The organism is Tardiphaga alba, assembly GCF_018279705.1.
GTDB classification, from domain to species: Bacteria; Pseudomonadota; Alphaproteobacteria; order Rhizobiales; family Xanthobacteraceae; genus Tardiphaga; species Tardiphaga alba.
Genome location: NZ_CP036498.1, coordinates 3,634,125 through 3,649,247 on the forward strand (window position 1 = coordinate 3,634,125; position 15,123 = coordinate 3,649,247).

Annotated in this window: 18 protein-coding genes; 7 read left to right on the forward strand and 11 right to left on the reverse strand. The window is 61.0% G+C overall.

What is annotated here, in order from left to right:
* Positions 1-3 precede the first annotated feature (3 nt).
* From RPMA_RS17170 to RPMA_RS17185, 4 genes are all read left to right on the forward strand, one after another.
* A complete protein-coding gene (locus tag RPMA_RS17170) occupies positions 4-225 on the forward strand; it encodes a hypothetical protein (protein ID WP_211908923.1) in 222 nt (73 codons plus the stop codon).
* Between the two features lie 305 nt (positions 226-530).
* Positions 531-1,658, forward strand: coding sequence for a helix-turn-helix transcriptional regulator (locus tag RPMA_RS17175; RefSeq protein ID WP_211908924.1), 1,128 nt, complete (start codon positions 531-533; stop codon positions 1,656-1,658).
* A 362-nt stretch (positions 1,659-2,020) separates the two neighbouring features.
* The gene (locus RPMA_RS17180) at positions 2,021-2,812 is read left to right on the forward strand and encodes an outer membrane protein (RefSeq protein ID WP_211908925.1); all 792 of its coding nucleotides are present in this window, start codon (positions 2,021-2,023) and stop codon (positions 2,810-2,812) included.
* Between the two features lie 243 nt (positions 2,813-3,055).
* Positions 3,056-4,120, forward strand: coding sequence for a ketopantoate reductase family protein (locus RPMA_RS17185; protein WP_211908926.1), 1,065 nt, complete (start codon positions 3,056-3,058; stop codon positions 4,118-4,120).
* A 20-nt stretch (positions 4,121-4,140) separates the two neighbouring features.
* Here the strand turns inward: RPMA_RS17185 and RPMA_RS17190 are convergent, their stop codons facing one another.
* Positions 4,141-4,428: a hypothetical protein gene (locus tag RPMA_RS17190; RefSeq protein ID WP_211908927.1), complete on the reverse strand. Its 288-nt coding sequence runs from the start codon at positions 4,426-4,428 to the stop codon at positions 4,141-4,143.
* Positions 4,429-4,581: 153 nt separating this feature from the next.
* Between RPMA_RS17190 and RPMA_RS17195 the strand changes: the two genes are divergently transcribed.
* Both RPMA_RS17195 and RPMA_RS17200 read left to right on the forward strand, forming a co-directional pair.
* Positions 4,582-4,998: an AprI/Inh family metalloprotease inhibitor gene (locus RPMA_RS17195; protein ID WP_211908928.1), complete on the forward strand. Its 417-nt coding sequence runs from the start codon at positions 4,582-4,584 to the stop codon at positions 4,996-4,998.
* 136 nt (positions 4,999-5,134) lie between these two features.
* Entirely contained in the window at positions 5,135-5,419 is a 285-nt protein-coding gene (locus tag RPMA_RS17200) for a hypothetical protein (RefSeq protein WP_249225255.1), read from the forward strand.
* 5 nt (positions 5,420-5,424) lie between these two features.
* Here RPMA_RS17200 and RPMA_RS17205 read toward each other — a convergent pair whose 3' ends face one another.
* From RPMA_RS17205 to RPMA_RS17245, 10 genes are all read right to left on the reverse strand, one after another.
* The gene (locus tag RPMA_RS17205) at positions 5,425-5,694 is read right to left on the reverse strand and encodes a hypothetical protein (RefSeq protein ID WP_211908929.1); all 270 of its coding nucleotides are present in this window, start codon (positions 5,692-5,694) and stop codon (positions 5,425-5,427) included.
* A 732-nt stretch (positions 5,695-6,426) separates the two neighbouring features.
* Positions 6,427-6,555 carry a hypothetical protein gene (locus tag RPMA_RS28270; protein ID WP_256438169.1) on the reverse strand — a complete coding sequence of 43 codons (129 nt, stop codon included), beginning with the start codon at positions 6,553-6,555 and terminating at the stop codon, positions 6,427-6,429.
* A 570-nt stretch (positions 6,556-7,125) separates the two neighbouring features.
* Positions 7,126-8,610, reverse strand: coding sequence for an Asp-tRNA(Asn)/Glu-tRNA(Gln) amidotransferase subunit GatB (gene gatB, locus RPMA_RS17210; protein WP_211908930.1), 1,485 nt, complete (start codon positions 8,608-8,610; stop codon positions 7,126-7,128).
* Positions 8,611-8,665: 55 nt separating this feature from the next.
* Positions 8,666-9,082, reverse strand: a complete 417-nt coding sequence (locus RPMA_RS17215) for a type II toxin-antitoxin system VapC family toxin (RefSeq protein WP_211908931.1) — start codon at positions 9,080-9,082, stop codon at positions 8,666-8,668.
* A complete protein-coding gene (locus RPMA_RS17220) occupies positions 9,082-9,501 on the reverse strand; it encodes a DUF7662 domain-containing protein (RefSeq protein ID WP_211908932.1) in 420 nt (139 codons plus the stop codon). The genes RPMA_RS17215 and RPMA_RS17220 overlap by 1 nt, the downstream gene beginning before the upstream one ends.
* Before the next feature lie 61 nt (positions 9,502-9,562).
* The gene (locus tag RPMA_RS17225; RefSeq protein ID WP_211908933.1) at positions 9,563-10,933 is read right to left on the reverse strand and encodes a patatin-like phospholipase family protein; all 1,371 of its coding nucleotides are present in this window, start codon (positions 10,931-10,933) and stop codon (positions 9,563-9,565) included.
* A 201-nt stretch (positions 10,934-11,134) separates the two neighbouring features.
* Positions 11,135-12,610, reverse strand: a complete 1,476-nt coding sequence (gene gatA / locus RPMA_RS17230) for an Asp-tRNA(Asn)/Glu-tRNA(Gln) amidotransferase subunit GatA (protein WP_211908934.1) — start codon at positions 12,608-12,610, stop codon at positions 11,135-11,137.
* A complete protein-coding gene (locus tag RPMA_RS17235; protein ID WP_211908935.1) occupies positions 12,611-12,844 on the reverse strand; it encodes a hypothetical protein in 234 nt (77 codons plus the stop codon).
* Positions 12,845-12,872: 28 nt separating this feature from the next.
* Positions 12,873-13,160 (reverse strand): Asp-tRNA(Asn)/Glu-tRNA(Gln) amidotransferase subunit GatC, encoded by a 288-nt coding sequence (gatC, locus tag RPMA_RS17240; RefSeq protein ID WP_211908936.1) that lies wholly within the window; start codon positions 13,158-13,160, stop codon positions 12,873-12,875.
* Positions 13,161-13,341: 181 nt separating this feature from the next.
* Positions 13,342-14,412 (reverse strand): NAD(P)H-dependent flavin oxidoreductase, encoded by a 1,071-nt coding sequence (locus RPMA_RS17245; protein ID WP_211908937.1) that lies wholly within the window; start codon positions 14,410-14,412, stop codon positions 13,342-13,344.
* Between the two features lie 219 nt (positions 14,413-14,631).
* Here RPMA_RS17245 and ruvX point away from each other — a divergent pair, with 219 nt between their 5' ends.
* Complete coding sequence (ruvX, locus tag RPMA_RS17250) at positions 14,632-15,123, forward strand: Holliday junction resolvase RuvX (RefSeq protein WP_211908938.1); 492 nt, start codon at positions 14,632-14,634, stop codon at positions 15,121-15,123.

Consider the following 15,123-nt stretch of genomic DNA (forward strand, 5'->3'; position numbering starts at 1 on the left):
GACATGCGACGAAAAGGTGCCTCTGCCAGCGAACTTTTGTGGATTATCGATGACCGCGTTCGACAGGAGTTCAAGAACACAAAGCGCGCGACATTGGCCGTGGTCCCGGATGGTCGGCATGCCTGGACAATCGTCATCGGCCAGCGCGGCCCGCAACCGGATGTCGTCGCTTTCATCCGCAAGATCGAAGCGGAACTGCACCAGCAATATTTCCTGGAAGAGTAGTGCAATCGGCCATCCAAGCGAAGAAGCACACCGCATCGTCGTGCAATCTGTTTGCCCGTAAATTCTGCGCGTAGCCGCACGAACGCAGATAACCATCTCGCGATCAATATTCCGCTTTGCGGACCTGCGGAACTCATAGCCGATGTGTCCGATAGCTGACAGTTCCGGATGTCGCGAAGCCGCTTCACCAATTTGGGTTACGACCATTTGTGGTTTTGTCGTCGCGCTCCGACACTTTTTGAACACAACAAACCACGTAGATTGTCAGACATACTTTTTGGAATTTGAAATGACGTCGTGACCGAATGCCGGCAGTGGAATTGCTTTCCGACGAATTACTCATCGAACGTATTTACGAAGCAGCGGTTGTTCCCGGCCTTTGGAAACCGATCCTGGATCAAATCGCCTATCGCGTAGGCGCCAGCGGAACCGGTTTGTATCTCCTATCCGAGCGCGCGGACCCCATTGGTATCTGGTCTGACGCGATCGATGATATCTGCACAGGCTGGATCAAGGGCGGCTGGCAAGCCAGGACCCAGCGCGCGCCGCGCATGATGTCGTTGAACTATGCGGGCTTCCTCACTGATTCCGATATCTACTCCCCCGGTGAAATGGAGAGTGACGAAGCGTTCACGCAGTATCTGAAACCGAACGGATTCGGATATGGTGCAGGAACCGGCATCAACATGCCGACTGGGGAAACTGCCGTCTTCAGTATCGAACGTCGCTTCGAAGACGGTCCGCTGTCGCGCAAAGACTGTCTCGCTCTCGATCCGCTGCGGCCTCATCTGGCACGCGCCGCCCTGCTCTCCGTGCGCACCAGCCGCGACCGCGCGCAGATGTTGACCGGAACGCTCGAAACGCTGGGACTGCCGGGCGCAGTCATTCGCACCAATGGTCGCCTGCTATCGGCCAATGACATGTTCGACAGGTTGATGCCTGCCGTCGTGCAGGATCGCCGTGATCGGCTGCGCCTGACATCGCCGCAAGCCGATATTCTCTTCAGCGAGGCATTGCATGGTATACGTACGCACACATCCCCAAAAGGTGTCACATCGATCCCCATCGCTGCGCGCGCCGACACGCCGCCGCTGATATTCCATCTGTTGCCGACGCCCCGCGCGGCTCAGGATATCCTGCTGAGTGCCTGCGCTATTCTCATCGTAACACCGGTCGATCGCTCGATCGTCCCTGGCGCGAATGTCTTGCAGGGCCTTTTTGACCTGACACCCGCGGAGGCGCGAGTGGCTCATTCGGTCGGCAGCGCCGTCCGCATCGAAGAGATCGCAAGTGTGCTCGGCGTCAGCCGCGAGACCGTTCGCGCCCAGTTGAAATCCGTATTGGCCAAAACCGGCATGCGCCGACAGGGCGAGTTGATCAGTTTGCTGGCAGGCAAGACACTTCCCGACAGCTCATCGGATTCCAACGAATAGTTCGGCCTGATTGAGCGAATGGAACTTGACTGATCGCCCGTTCTTAAGCGCGAAGCATGTCACTCACTTGCTGCACTCGGCAAACGAAGACGCGCCTCATTTTACCACACCGCAACGCACTCTCGCTATTCGGCGCCAGCCATGACAACAGCGTCTCCTGTGATGTGTAGTTGAGTTGATCGCCTTATGGTACGGAACCCAACACTGCTGCGTTACTTGCAATTACCCGTTTGGGGTACACAACCGGCACCACGGTTTACAACCTGCGTTGCACGACCGAGACAGACAAATTCCTACCCACCAGCAATATTCGGAGGACTCAACACGAGTCGACTTCAGGTCGATCACTAGGGAATTTGGAAATGAAAACCATTCTTTTGACCACAACAGCGATCCTGCTGGGCATTGCATCCGCTAGCGCCGCCGATCTGGCCGCGCGTCCTTACACCAAAGCTCCCGTTATGGCGCCGACCTGGAATTGGTCCGGCTTCTATTTCGGCGGCAACGTTGGATACGGCATTGCCCATAACGAAACCGCGCAGGGTATCTTCGCCGGTACTCCACCGACCGTTCTTCTCGGCGCTACAACTGGTCCTGTTGCATCTGACGGCGTAATCGGCGGCGTTCAGATCGGCTGGAACACCATGTTCGCACCTTCTTGGTTGTTCGGCATCGAGGCCGACATTCAGGGAGCTGATGTGAAGGGCTCGCAGCGGTTCGTCTCCGGAGTTCTTTTCACCCCAGGCGATTTTGCAGCGGTCGAGTCTCGTCTTAATTGGTTCGGCACGGTCCGCGGTCGTCTCGGTTGGACCGCGACCCCAGAGACGCTGCTATACGTCACTGGTGGTCTTGCTTACGGCGAAGTTGAGACCCGTAACTCCAGCTCGTTTGCTATCGGTGGCGGTGTTCTTGAGACAGCAGCCGCTTCGCTCAAGTCAACAAAGACCGGCTGGACCGTCGGTGGCGGTATCGAAACCCGCCTCTGGAATAGCAACTGGACCGCTAAGGCGGAATATCTCTATGTTGACCTTGGCTCCCAGACGCTCGTCAATTCGACCGGGCCCGTTACTGCCTTTGCTCATGGTTCGGATGTCGAATCCCGCACGCACATCATTCGCGCGGGTCTGAACTACAAGTTCAATTCCTGGAATTGAGCTAGCCTATACTCCAGAAAACCAACTCAAAGCCCCGGCATTGTCCGGGCTTTTTTTCGGCGCGATGCTCGGCCAACAAAGGCTATCGGATCGGAGAATAGATGCGCTCCCGAACGGTCCGTAGCCCTCGCCCCTACCGCTGGCATACCAGCTAGCCTGGTATGCCAGCTTGGGCTAGAGTCGCCTCACTGACGCCGTCCGTCGAGATCGGCGCATAAAAGAACCGAGGGGACGATTTTACCAATGGCGCGCAATATCCTCATCCTGGGAGCCTCTTACGGCTCGTTGCTCGGCACCAAGCTCTTGATGGCCGGTCACAATGTGACGCTGGTCTGCCGGTCCAAGACCGCCGAACTGATCAACCGCGACGGCACCGAGGTCCGCATCAAGCTGCGCGACGAGCCGGCCCATCGCTCCATCTTTTCGCGCGACCTCCCGGGCAAGCTGGACGCCGCGCCGCCGCATCAGGTTGACCTGTCGCGCTACGACATGGTCGGTCTCGCGATGCAGGAGCCGCAATACACCAATCATACGATCCGCGCGCTGATGGTCAGGATCGCCGGGGCGAAACTGCCCTGCCTGTCGATCATGAACATGCCGCCGCTGCCCTATCTCAAGCGTATCCCCGCGCTGGCCGGTATGGACCTCGAAGAGGCCTATACGAATGCGCAGGTATGGGAGCGCTTCGAGCCCGGCCTGGTCTCGCTCTGCTCACCCGACCCGCAGGCGTTCCGCCCGCCGGAGGAAGCCGCCAACGTGCTGCATGTGGGCCTGCCGACCAACTTCAAGGCCGCCGCCTTCGCCGACGACGCCCACAACAAGCTGCTGCGCGAGTTGGAGGCGGATATCGATGCGGTGACGCTGGACGGGCACGACGTGCCGGTGAAGCTGAAAGTGTTCGATTCGCTATTCGTGCCACTGGCGAAATGGTCGATGCTGCTGACGGGCAATTACCGCTGCATCACGCCGGAGGAACCCCAGTCGATCCGCGACGCGGTTCACGGCGATCTGAAGCAGTCGCAGGCGATCTATGATCACGTCGATGGCATTGCGCGACGGTTGGGCGCCGACCCGGCCGATCAGGTGCCGTTCGAGAAATACGCCAAGGCGGCAGAGAGCCTGCTCAAGCCCTCCTCGGCTGCCCGCGCAGTGGCCGCTGGCGCGCCGTTCATCGAGCGCGTTGATTTGCTGGTGAAGCTCATTTCGCAGCAGCTTGATATGCCCAATCCCGCAATCGACCGCACGGTCGATGTGGTGGATATGAAGCTGAGCGAGAAGATCGTCTCGGGCGGATCCGGCGCGCAATAGCGCGCCGTGACCCAGCCGCGTTACCAGGTCTGGCCTCGCGAATTGTCGCCGACGCCGTAGCCATAAGGCTGCGACGACGGTGCAGCGGTGGCACCACCGCCCACATAGGCGCCATAGGCGTCACGGACCGCACGACGCTGAACATTGTGGTGGCGCCGGGCTGCACTAAAGTCACTGGCCTGCTGGCTGACCGATGCAGACGGTGCCTTCGCCGGTGCTGCAGTGGCAATGGCGGGCTGCGCGGCAGCGGCGACAGTGGCGAAAAGCGCAAGCGCACCCATACGCAGCGACGAATTCTTGATCGACATGGCGATCTCCTTAAGTTGCAGAGGCCGAATGGTCTCGTTGGTAGGTGATCAAGACATTGGGTCTAACGCTTTCCATACAAGGCAAACGCGCGTCACAAGCCCGTGACGCAGTGCAACATGGCGTTCGGGAAAAGTTGTGAGGAGTGCGGGGAAATGACACGGGCGGCGTCGCATATCGGGATGGCATTGGCTGTCGCAACGGCTTTGACGACTGGCTTTTCATCTGCCTTCGCTCAGGACTTGAAGCTGATGGACACCAAGGATGTCGATCCGGCGATGCTCAAGGACATGTACGGTACCTGGGAAATCCAGGGCGCCGGCGGCCGCAAGCGCTGTCGCGTGGTGCTGAAAAGCGAGAGCACGATCGGCGGCTCGCAGATCGATGTCGGCAAGGACTGCGCCAAGACCTTCCCGATCATGGGCGATATCGCCGCCTGGCGGCTCTATGAGAACTGGACGATTGGTTTTGCGGACGCCACGCGAAAACTGCGGATCCGCTTCTCCACCCCGGACGAGCGCTATGTGGCCGAGCCGGAGACCGACGGCATCAAGACCATCGTGAAGAAGTAACGTCGGCCCGGAACGCACCACGCGGCCGGCCTGTTATCGGCCGGCGGGCCAATTGCGGAAAAAATGTGGAGGCAAGCTCGAACCCGGTTTCTCCGGGAGGCGACGACTTGGTGTGAACATCGCAATGGAGGACACCATGCTCGCACAGGCCACCCGGACATTCGGACGTATCGCTTTGCTCGCCACGCTCGCGGTGACGGCATCGACCACCCTCGCCTCAGCCCAGACCTACAGCGCCGAACAGCGGCGCCTGTGCACCGGCGATGCCTTCCGGCTGTGCAGCTCGGCCATCCCCAATGTCGAGGAGGTCACGGCTTGCATGCGCAAGCAGAAGGCCAGCCTGAGCAGCGGTTGCAAGGCGGTGTTCGACAAGCCCGTCATCACCGCAGTGAGCGCCAAGGCGTCCGTCGAGGATCAGTAAGCCGCTCAGTACGCGGTGGTCATCCAGGCGCGCGCATCGCGCTGCGCGGCAGCGATCTCGACATCCGACATCATGTCGGCGACTTCGCGGCGCATCGGGATCGCATCGACCCGGCCCTTGAGCGCAGCGAGATTGAACCACTTATGCGCGGCGACGAGATCCACGATCCCTGCGCGACCGCTCGACCAATACATGCCGCGCTCGAACAGCACGTCCTGGATCGCGGTGTCCGTGACGGGCGTCGCCGCCCCGAAATCGATCTGCCCCTGAAACATCGGTCATTCCTTTTTTATGTTTGCCGCCCCAACCGAGCGCGGCTCCCGTCCGTATTCGACTGCATCCCAACCGCCAGTTATGTCCGGCGTGTTGAGGCGACTATGACCGGTCAAATTTGAATGGCAGTTTAAGTATCGCGATGAACGGTTTCTGAACGCCGGAGCCGTTTGCGCGCGTCTATGCAGGCAAAATCCCAGCATTCATGCGGGTTTTCTGCATTTTTGCGGATTTCGGTTTACCTTGCCGGTTGGGGATCGCGTAACCATCGCAAAAATGGGCGCAGCCGTAGGGCGGATGAGCCAACGGTCGCGCAGCGCGCCCGTTGATAAACTCCGAATAATCCGCCGCGGCGTTTCAACCATGAATTCGGCCGGCGGATTACGGCTTCGCCTCATCCGCCCTACGGCGCAGCTCAAATTTGAAGATGGGAAATCGCATCATCGCCGGGGATCAACCGCACCGGCGGAAAGAGCGAGGGCGTCGGCAACACGTCAGGATCATATCTCGTCGGCTTACGCCGGAGATAGCAGATCAAGGACCCGCACATCGAAGAACGCCAATCACTGCATGACCAGCTTCTCTGCCGGACCGTTGCATGGGCGAGACGAGCTCTACCCGGCAATGATGATCCGACTGTTCGACCTGATGTCTCGCCGACACCCTCCTCATCGACCAGAGCTCGCGCTCTCGTGACGATGCCGGCGTTGCCGCCGGCGTAGTCCAGGAAGAAGTTACTTCTTCTTGGCAGCCTTCTTGGCGACCTTCTTGGTCTTCTTCGCGGTCTTCTTGACTGCAGTCTTCGCAGCCTTCTTCACGGTCTTCTTCGCCTTAGCGACTTTCTTCACTGCCTTCTTAGCCATGTTGCCCTCCATTGAGATGGCTGAAACGCTGCGTGCATTCGCGGATCGATATGCACACGATTCCGAATACACCAACGATTTCAAAAGAACAGTGGTCCGCTTAAGGAAGTGTTGATGGTGTGTCGTCGCGGTCAAGCCTATTCCTGCAGAGGCAGGACGTTCATGCAGCCCGCGCATGACAAAAGAAACGCCTGAGAAACCTACACCCGCGAATGTCAAGTTCAGCGCGAAGGCCTATTTTTGCAGCGTGCGTGCCACACGAACTAACAGACAACTACACAAACTCTCGCATCCCTCGAATCGCGATTCGGTCACGCGCTGAATGTGCGGACGCTTCCGAGTCGAGTGAAATCGCAACGAAAATATTTTTTGGAAAACCGCGTCAGGAGCTACCCCTGAACGCTCACAACCGCCCCTTCCGGCATGTCACTCGCCCGGGATTCGCGATTCGATTCTCTCCGCGCATCGTCCGCGCCCATGCAGATCGACGTCTCCGCCGCATCCCGTAAACGAAAACGGCGCCGCTTGAAGCGACGCCGTAGTCTCAAGTTGGGTGTCGACAGCAGTCGATCAGAGGCCGAGCTTGCTCTTCAGCAGGTCGTTGACCGCCTGCGGATTGGCCTTGCCGCCCGACGACTTCATCACCTGGCCGACGAACCAGCCCATCAGCGCCGGCTTGGCCTGGGCCTGGGCCACCTTGTCCGGGTTCGCCGCGATGATGTCGTCCACCACCTTCTCGATGGCTCCCATGTCGGTGACCTGCTTCATGCCGCGCTCTTCCACGAGCACGCGCGGATCGCCGCCTTCGGTCCAGACGATCTCGAACAGGTCCTTGGCGATCTTGCCGGAGATCACGCCCTCGCCGATGAGGTCGATGATGGCCGACATCTGCGCCGACGACACCGGCGACGATGCGATGTCCTGGCCTTCCTTGTTGAGGCGGCCGAACAGTTCGTTGATCACCCAATTGGCGGCCAGCTTGCCGTCGCGCGTCTTGTCCTTGAGGCCATCGAGGACGGCTTCATAGAATTCGGCGCTCTCGCGCTCGGTCACCAGCACGGCAGCATCATAGTCAGACAGGCCGAAGGCGCTGACAAACCGCGCCTTCTTGGCGTCAGGCAGTTCCGGAAGGCCCGCCTTCAGCTCGGCGACGAACGCCTCGCTGAATTCCAGCGGCAGCAGATCGGGATCCGGGAAGTAGCGATAGTCATGCGCTTCTTCCTTGGAACGCATCGACCGGGTCTCGCCCTTGTTGGGATCGTAGAGCCGTGTCTCCTGATCGATGGTTCCGCCGTCCTCGAGGATGCCGATCTGGCGGCGTGCCTCATAGTCGATGGCCTGGCCGATGAAGCGGATCGAGTTCACGTTCTTGATCTCGCAGCGGGTGCCAAACGGCTCACCCGGGCGGCGGACCGAGACGTTGCAGTCGGCGCGCAGATTGCCCTTCTCCATGTCGCCGTCGCAGGTGCCGAGATAGCGCAGGATGGTGCGCAGCTTCGACACATAGGCCTGGGCCTGTTCGGACGAGCGCATGTCCGGCTTGGAGACGATCTCCATCAGCGCCACGCCTGAGCGGTTGAGATCGACAGACGTGCTCGACGGATTGCGGTCATGCACCAGCTTGCCGGCATCCTGTTCGAGATGCAGGCGCTCGATGCCGACGGTGGCGGTCTCGCCGCCATCCAGCTCGATGGTCACCTCGCCCTCGCCCACGATCGGCGACTTGTACTGGCTGATCTGGTAGCCCTGCGGCAGGTCCGGATAGAAATAGTTCTTGCGGTCGAAGGTCGAGCGCAGATTGATCTGCGCATTCAGGCCGAGACCGGTGCGCACCGCCTGGCGGACGCACTCCTCATTGATGACCGGCAGCATGCCCGGCATCGCGGCGTCCACCAGCGACACATGCGTATTCGGCGCGCCGCCGAATGCGGTGGACGAGCCGGAGAACAGCTTCGCCTTGGAGGTGACCTGGGCGTGAATCTCCAGCCCGATGACCATTTCCCAGTCACCGGTGGCGCCCTTGAGCAGCTTGGAAGTTTTGACAGGTGCGTTCATGGCGATATCCCAGCGCAGCGTGCGTATTTCAGGTGCGGTCGCGAAAGTTCAGATGTCAGCACAGCAATGCGCGAATATGTCCCTTGGCGGCATATGCCAATAGCTGCTTGTCGCTCGTCAGCAAAGTGAAACCGTATTCTCTCGCGGTTGCAGCCATGATGCGATCGGCTGGATCACGCCATTTTGCATCGGGTAGAAATGACGAGGCGATTAAAACGGCGGGCGACAACCCGGCCAAACGAACACCGGGGGTTTCTATCACTGTATCGAACCACCGTTCGGGCGACGTTAGAAGATTTACCCGCCCGAGCGAGGCAAGCAAGCCAATCTCCCATGCGGAGATAGGGGAAACGAAAACCGTCTCGCCGGCATCATGAGCATTCTTCAAAGCGGCTCGGACCTTCGCTGCCCGGCCATCATCAATCGTGAGAAAAATGAGTGCGCAAGTGTCCAGGAGCAATGATGAAACCATCACTCGCTGCCACCATCGCCATAAGCCAGATCGCCCCAAGCGTTGTCGGCAGGTGCGGTCAAATCGACGCCTGGGGCTACGCGAACGGTCCCGCGTAGCCGCGTCACAAGCGGATGCTCATCGGCACTCGATGCGTTCTGCGCAGCACTATTCGCATCTGCCATTTCGGTGCTGCTCGTATCCGCCTTGTAGAACACCAGTTTACGACCGGCGATATCGACCTGCTCCGTCCGAAAGCCGGCATCCAGCCAAACCCGTGTCATCGGATTATTCATGGGATTATTGCTCCACCACGCTGGATAGCGCTGTGACGCGGGAAGTTTGCCGCCAGTAATTCTCTCGATGTCGGCGAAACTCAGCTGAACGCGCGCTACCGGCTGTCGGCTTAAAAAATCGCCCAAAGCTGCATATTTGGTCATGCTAGCCTCCTGAACTTAACTTACTTCATAATTTAAGTTAAGTTCAGGAAGTAGACAAGCCTTACATCCCCGCGACGAAGGCCTTGAACACTGGGCTGGCCCGCAGCGTGTCCCTGCCCGCGGCGATCACCTCATCAACCTGCGCCTGCGGCAGTGAGAAGCGCGTCGGCACCTGTTCGAGCACCGCCGCCCGCTCGCCGTCCAGCTGGTCGAAGCCGAGGCGGCCGACGAAGAATTGCAGATCGCGGCAGTTCCAGCCCGGCCGCGCGCCATAGCTCGCCCGCTGGGCCGCGGACAGGCCGCAGCGCCAGGCGATCAGCGACGACTGATAGTCCTTCATAGTGCGATCGAAGGCGGTGTAATTGGCGCCGACGCTGGCATCGATGGTGGTATCCACCGCGGCCTTCAGCAGCTCGATCCCGTCCGGCCCCTGCACCGTGTTGACCCAGTTGCCGGACAGGCCGGTCTTGGCGTCCACCACCAGGAACAGCGCACGGCGCAAACGCACCGCCTGCTGGGGCGACAACGGACCGTAAGGCGTATCCGACGACTCGCGCGTGATGGTGAAGCCGGCGACGCCGTAATTGTCGACCAGGCCGCCATCCATCAGCTTGATGTAAGGCACCGCCCCTTCGCGATAGCGGATGATCGCCTTGGCATAGGAATTCAGCATCGGCGACGCATTGCGGTTGGCTGCCGCGCGCCTCACCCAGCTTGGCAGCGGCGTGTTGCACTTGCCGGGGAAGGCCTGCACCACCGCTGGCGCAAAGGCGATCGGAACAGCGGCCGACGCCGCGACCGCTTGCGACAGCGGGAATTTCCCGATGTCGCTGCAAATCGCCTCGAAGGCGGTGGCGCCGAAGACGAACGGCACCCGGTTATAGATGTCGGAGGCGTTGATCCACACCCGCGGCGAACCAATGCGCCTGAACTCGCTATAGGTGATGCCTTCGAACAAATGACTGTCGAGCCATTTGGTGAAGGCGGTGGAGTCGTTGATGCCGCCGCCAAGCGCACGACCGATGGTGCCGAGCGACAATTGTGTCTGCAACCCCGCCTCGGCATTCTGCAGCAGGAAGCGCTCGCGAAAATCCGTCAGTGCCGCGCGCTTCTTGATGCCGAAGTAAGCCGCGGTGACCGAGCCGCCGGAGACGCCCGAGATGAAGTCGAGGCGATCCACCATCTTGTCGCCCGAACGCGGCATGGGGACGTTGTCCATCTCCTGTAGCACGCCGAACGAATAGGCGGCCGCGCGCGTGCCGCCACCGGAGAAGGATAGACCGATCAGAAGGTCATCGAGCGCAGCAGGATCAGCGAAATTGAGCGACAGCGTATCGGTCGGGCCATTCGGACCGACCGGCACATTGACCGGCTCGTTATAAACGGATGCACAGCCGAGCAGCAGCGCACTGGCCGCTACGACCGCCCCCACGAACGCAACCTACGCATCGACGTCGCACTCACGAATGTCCCTCGCGCATCGCAACGATGCGGCCGTCCCCACAGCAACGGGAATTATCCGGCGAAATTAACGCAAAGGTTTTCCATTTGATGCGCACGAAAAGCCACAGGTGTCCGCGCACCGCCAACGTGGTTAGTGATTGGCTAAGAATGCGCGGCCGCCGGGCTTTGACTACCACCACTTCGTCGGTGTGAATCGCCCCGAGGCCTGTTCGATCACTTCGCCGAGCGAGAACAGCGTCTCTTCATCGAACGGACGACCGATCAGTTGCAGCCCGAGCGGCAGGCCCTGCGCATCCTTGCCGGCGGGCACCGCGATGCCCGGCAAGCCGGCCATGTTCACGGTCACCGTGAAGATGTCGTTGAGATACATTTCGATCGGATCGGCGCCGCCCTTCTCGCCGATGCCGAAAGCGGCCGACGGTGTTGCTGGCGTGAGGATCGCGTGGATACCCTCGGCAAAACAGTCCTCAAAGTCCTGCTTGATCAGCGTGCGGACCTTTTGCGCGCGCAGATAATAGGCGTCGTAATAGCCGGCGGAGAGCACGTAAGTGCCAATCATCACGCGGCGACGCACTTCCGCGCCAAAACCCTCGGCGCGGGTGTTCTCATACATATCGACGAGATTGCGGCCGGGCACACGCAGGCCGTAGCGCACGCCGTCATAGCGCGCGAGATTCGACGAGGCTTCGGCGGGCGCAACGATATAGTAAGCCGGCAGCGCGTATTTGGTGTGCGGCAACGAGACCTCGACGAGTTCGGCGCCGGCAGCCTCGAGCTGCTTCGCGCCATCCTGCCAGAGCTTTTCGATTTCGGCCGGCATGCCGTCGATTCGGTATTCTTTAGGAATGCCGATCTTCATGCCCTTCACAGACTTGCCGATCGCAGCTTCGTAATCCGGCACGGCGCGATCCACGGAGGTGGAGTCCTTCGGATCATAGCCCGCCATCGAGCGCGTCAGGATTGCGGTGTCGCGCACGGTGCGCGCAACGGGGCCGGCCTGATCGAGCGACGACGCGAAGGCGACCGTGCCCCAACGCGAGCAGCGGCCATAAGTCGGCTTCAGGCCGACAATGCCGGTGAAAGCCGCGGGCTGGCGGATCGAACCGCCGGTGTCCGTGGCCGTGGCGCCGAGGCACAGACCCGCGGCAACGGCCGAGGCCGACCCACCTGACGAACCGCCTGGCACGAGATTGACGTCGGAGCCTTCGCGGCGCCACGGATTGATCACCGGGCCGAAGCACGAGGTCTCGTTGGCCGAGCCCATGGCGAATTCGTCATTGTTGAGCTTGCCGAGCATCACGGCGCCATCGCGCCAGAGCTGTGCAGTCACCGTGGACTCGTAAGGCGGCACGAAGTTGCCGAGGATCTTCGAGCACGCCGTCGTGCGCACGTCCCTGGTCGCAAACAGGTCCTTGATGCCCAGCGGAATGCCGCCGAGTGGTCCGCCCTCGCCCTTGGCGATCTTCGCATCTGCCGCCTGCGCCATGGCGCGCGCCTGCTCCGGCGTCTCCAGCACGTAGGCATTGAGCACGCGCGCATCTTCCATCGCCTTGAGATGCGCATCGGTCAGCTGGAGCGACGTGAAGGACTTGTTCGCAAGGCCATCGCGGGCCTCGGCGAGCGTGAGCGACGTCAGATCTGTCATCTATTTATTGACCGGGCTGCAAAAGAACGGAGAAAGCGTCTTGTCGTTTTCGGGGGCATCGCCATTGAACATGGCGCGGCGTTTTTTATCGTCTTCGATCTGTTCGGCTTGCACCTTGTCGAGAATGGCGTCCATGGCGGCATCGACATCCTTCATCTCGCCCTGACGTTCCATCTGGTCGAGATAGTCCATGTAAAGGCTGTAAGCCTTCTCGTCGTCGCAAAGCAGGCACATGGCAGTGTCCTTGGCAGAATCCTGTCGGTTACTCGACGACCTTCGGCACCAGGAAGAAGTTGTCGTCGGCGTCCGGCGCATTCCTGGTAACGAGATCGACGATCTCGCCATCGGTGACAGCGTCGATGCGCTTCTTCATCTCCATCGGCATCACCGAGGTCATCGGCTCGACGCCGTCCACATTCACTTCCTGCAGCTGCTCGACGAAAGCCAGCATGGCATTCAGCTCGCCCTGCAGATGGGGAACCTCTTCCTCCTTGACCGCGATGCGCGCGAGATGCGCGATACGGCGAACGGTGGCAGCATCAACCGACATTTATATAGGGCCTCTGGGCGAAATCTGCCTGCCGTATAGCAGACAGAGGTTTCGCGCCGCAACCGCGTGAGGGAACCGGACTCAGATGTAGGGTGGGCAAAGGAGCGGAGCGACGTGCCCACCTTCGAGTGCACGGCTGGTCAAGGTGGGCACGCTGCGCTTTGCCCACCCTACAAGGCTCTCAGAACGCCGCCATCCTTGCCAACCCATCCTTCGCCAGCTTCCGCGTTAGCTCAGTCGCCGGCAATTCGCCGCCGAGATGCACCGCCTGCCCGGCCCAGAGATTGGTGAAATCGGTCTTGCCGCCCTTTTCTGCCGCCGCCTTCAACGGACCGAGTGCCGTGGCCGCATGCGGGAAAGCCGGTGCATCCGGCGAAACCGGGCCGACTTCGCGCATGACGCGATTGATGACGCCGCGCGCCGGGCGCCCGGTCATGACATTTGTGATCACCGTGGTCTCGTCGGAGGCCGCTTTCAGCGCCGCACGATTCGGCGCGCCCAATGTCGATTCCGGCGTGCGCAGATAGGCGGTGCCGATCTGCACGCCGGACGCGCCCAGCGCGAAAGCGGCCGCGATGCCGCGGCCATCGGCGATACCGCCGGCAGCGATCACCGGCAGCTTCACCGCATCCACCACCTGAGGCAGCAGCGACATGGTGCCGGGCTGGGTCGCGATGTCATCGGTCAGGAACATGCCGCGATGCCCACCGCCATCGGCACCCTGCGCGATGATGACATCGGCGCCGTTCTGTTCGAGCCAGACAGCCTCGCGGACAATGGTGGCCGAGGCGAGCACGACAGCGCCAGCAGCCTTCACGCGCTTCAGCAGCGCCGGCGCCGGCAGACCGAAATGGAAGCTCACCACTTCGGGCTTCAGCTCTTCCACCAGCGCACACATCGCCTCGTCGAACGGCGCGCGGTTGGCGGCATTGATCGGCGCAGCGGGATCGACGCCATGTTCGGTGTAATAGGCGCCAAGCCTCTTCTTCCAGCGTGCTTCGCTCGCGGCATCGGCCTCGACCGGCGTATGACAGAAATAGTTGAGATTGACCGGCGCCGAGACCTGCTGGCGGAATACCTGCACCTGCTCGCGTGCTTTGTCCGCCGAGATCATCGCGCAGGGGAGCGACCCCAATCCACCGCCTTTGGCCACGGCGATCGCCAGCGCCTGGTCATGGGCACCAGCCATCGGTGCCTGCACGATGGGGGCTTCGAGCTTCAGCAAATCGATCAAACGACGGTCCGGCCACATATCAAACAACCTGTTTTTGCGCGAAACTACCGTCCAGTGTTGTGGCATCCTTGCGACAACCGTGGGACAGCTAGAGGCAGCCCGCGCGCCGTTGCCCGGACCGGAACCGAAGCTAGCATGGCGGTGCAGCAACGGCCATTCACGCCGCTGCGACCCTGCATTGACGTTTGAACCTGCAGTGACGTTTGACCACACCGCCACGCATGCTATTGGCGGCGCATGCCCGCTCTCATCCTCCCCCTCGTCGACGCCGCCGCGCATCTGCCGGCCCGCGGCGCGCTGATCGGCCTCGATCTCGGCACCAAGACGATTGGTGTGGCCGTGTCCGATCCCGATCGCCGCCTTGCCACCGGCGTCGAGACAATCGAGCGCAAAGCATTCAAGGCCGATGCAGCACGACTGCTGTCGCTGGCGGCCGAGCGAAATATCTGCGGCATAGTACTGGGCCTGCCCATCAATATGGACGGCAGCGAGGGCCCGCGGGCACAATCGACGCGGGCATTTGCGCGCAATCTGGCGCAGCTCACCGAGATGCCGATCGGGTTCTGGGACGAACGGCTCTCCACAGCCGCCGTGGAGCGCGAGCTGATCGCCAATGATGTCAGCCGCGCCAAGCGGGCCAAGGTGATCGACCAGCACGCTGCCATCTTCATTCTGCAGGGGGCACTCGATCGCCTCGTTGCCCTCTCCCGCGCACCGGATATTCGCTGA

Excerpts from the sequence above, each read along its gene's own strand:
- gatB (WP_211908930.1), bottom strand. The coding sequence starts at position 8,610 with ATGAACGCACCTGTCAAAACTTCCAAGCTGCTCAAGGGCGCCACCGGT.
- RPMA_RS17175 (WP_211908924.1), top strand. The coding sequence starts at position 531 with ATGCCGGCAGTGGAATTGCTTTCCGACGAATTACTCATCGAACGTATT.
- RPMA_RS17170 (WP_211908923.1), top strand. The coding sequence starts at position 4 with ATGCGACGAAAAGGTGCCTCTGCCAGCGAACTTTTGTGGATTATCGAT.
- RPMA_RS17205 (WP_211908929.1), bottom strand. The coding sequence starts at position 5,694 with ATGTTTCAGGGGCAGATCGATTTCGGGGCGGCGACGCCCGTCACGGAC.
- RPMA_RS17185 (WP_211908926.1), top strand. The coding sequence starts at position 3,056 with ATGGCGCGCAATATCCTCATCCTGGGAGCCTCTTACGGCTCGTTGCTC.
- RPMA_RS17215 (WP_211908931.1), bottom strand. The coding sequence starts at position 9,082 with ATGGTTTCATCATTGCTCCTGGACACTTGCGCACTCATTTTTCTCACG.
- RPMA_RS17190 (WP_211908927.1), bottom strand. The coding sequence starts at position 4,428 with ATGTCGATCAAGAATTCGTCGCTGCGTATGGGTGCGCTTGCGCTTTTC.
- RPMA_RS17245 (WP_211908937.1), bottom strand. The coding sequence starts at position 14,412 with ATGTGGCCGGACCGTCGTTTGATCGATTTGCTGAAGCTCGAAGCCCCC.
- RPMA_RS17220 (WP_211908932.1), bottom strand. The coding sequence starts at position 9,501 with ATGACCAAATATGCAGCTTTGGGCGATTTTTTAAGCCGACAGCCGGTA.
- ruvX (WP_211908938.1), top strand. The coding sequence starts at position 14,632 with ATGCCCGCTCTCATCCTCCCCCTCGTCGACGCCGCCGCGCATCTGCCG.
- RPMA_RS17195 (WP_211908928.1), top strand. The coding sequence starts at position 4,582 with ATGACACGGGCGGCGTCGCATATCGGGATGGCATTGGCTGTCGCAACG.
- RPMA_RS28270 (WP_256438169.1), bottom strand. The coding sequence starts at position 6,555 with ATGGCTAAGAAGGCAGTGAAGAAAGTCGCTAAGGCGAAGAAGACCGTG.
- gatC (WP_211908936.1), bottom strand. The coding sequence starts at position 13,160 with ATGTCGGTTGATGCTGCCACCGTTCGCCGTATCGCGCATCTCGCGCGC.
- RPMA_RS17180 (WP_211908925.1), top strand. The coding sequence starts at position 2,021 with ATGAAAACCATTCTTTTGACCACAACAGCGATCCTGCTGGGCATTGCA.
- RPMA_RS17235 (WP_211908935.1), bottom strand. The coding sequence starts at position 12,844 with ATGTGCCTGCTTTGCGACGACGAGAAGGCTTACAGCCTTTACATGGAC.
- gatA (WP_211908934.1), bottom strand. The coding sequence starts at position 12,610 with ATGACAGATCTGACGTCGCTCACGCTCGCCGAGGCCCGCGATGGCCTT.
- RPMA_RS17200 (WP_249225255.1), top strand. The coding sequence starts at position 5,135 with ATGCTCGCACAGGCCACCCGGACATTCGGACGTATCGCTTTGCTCGCC.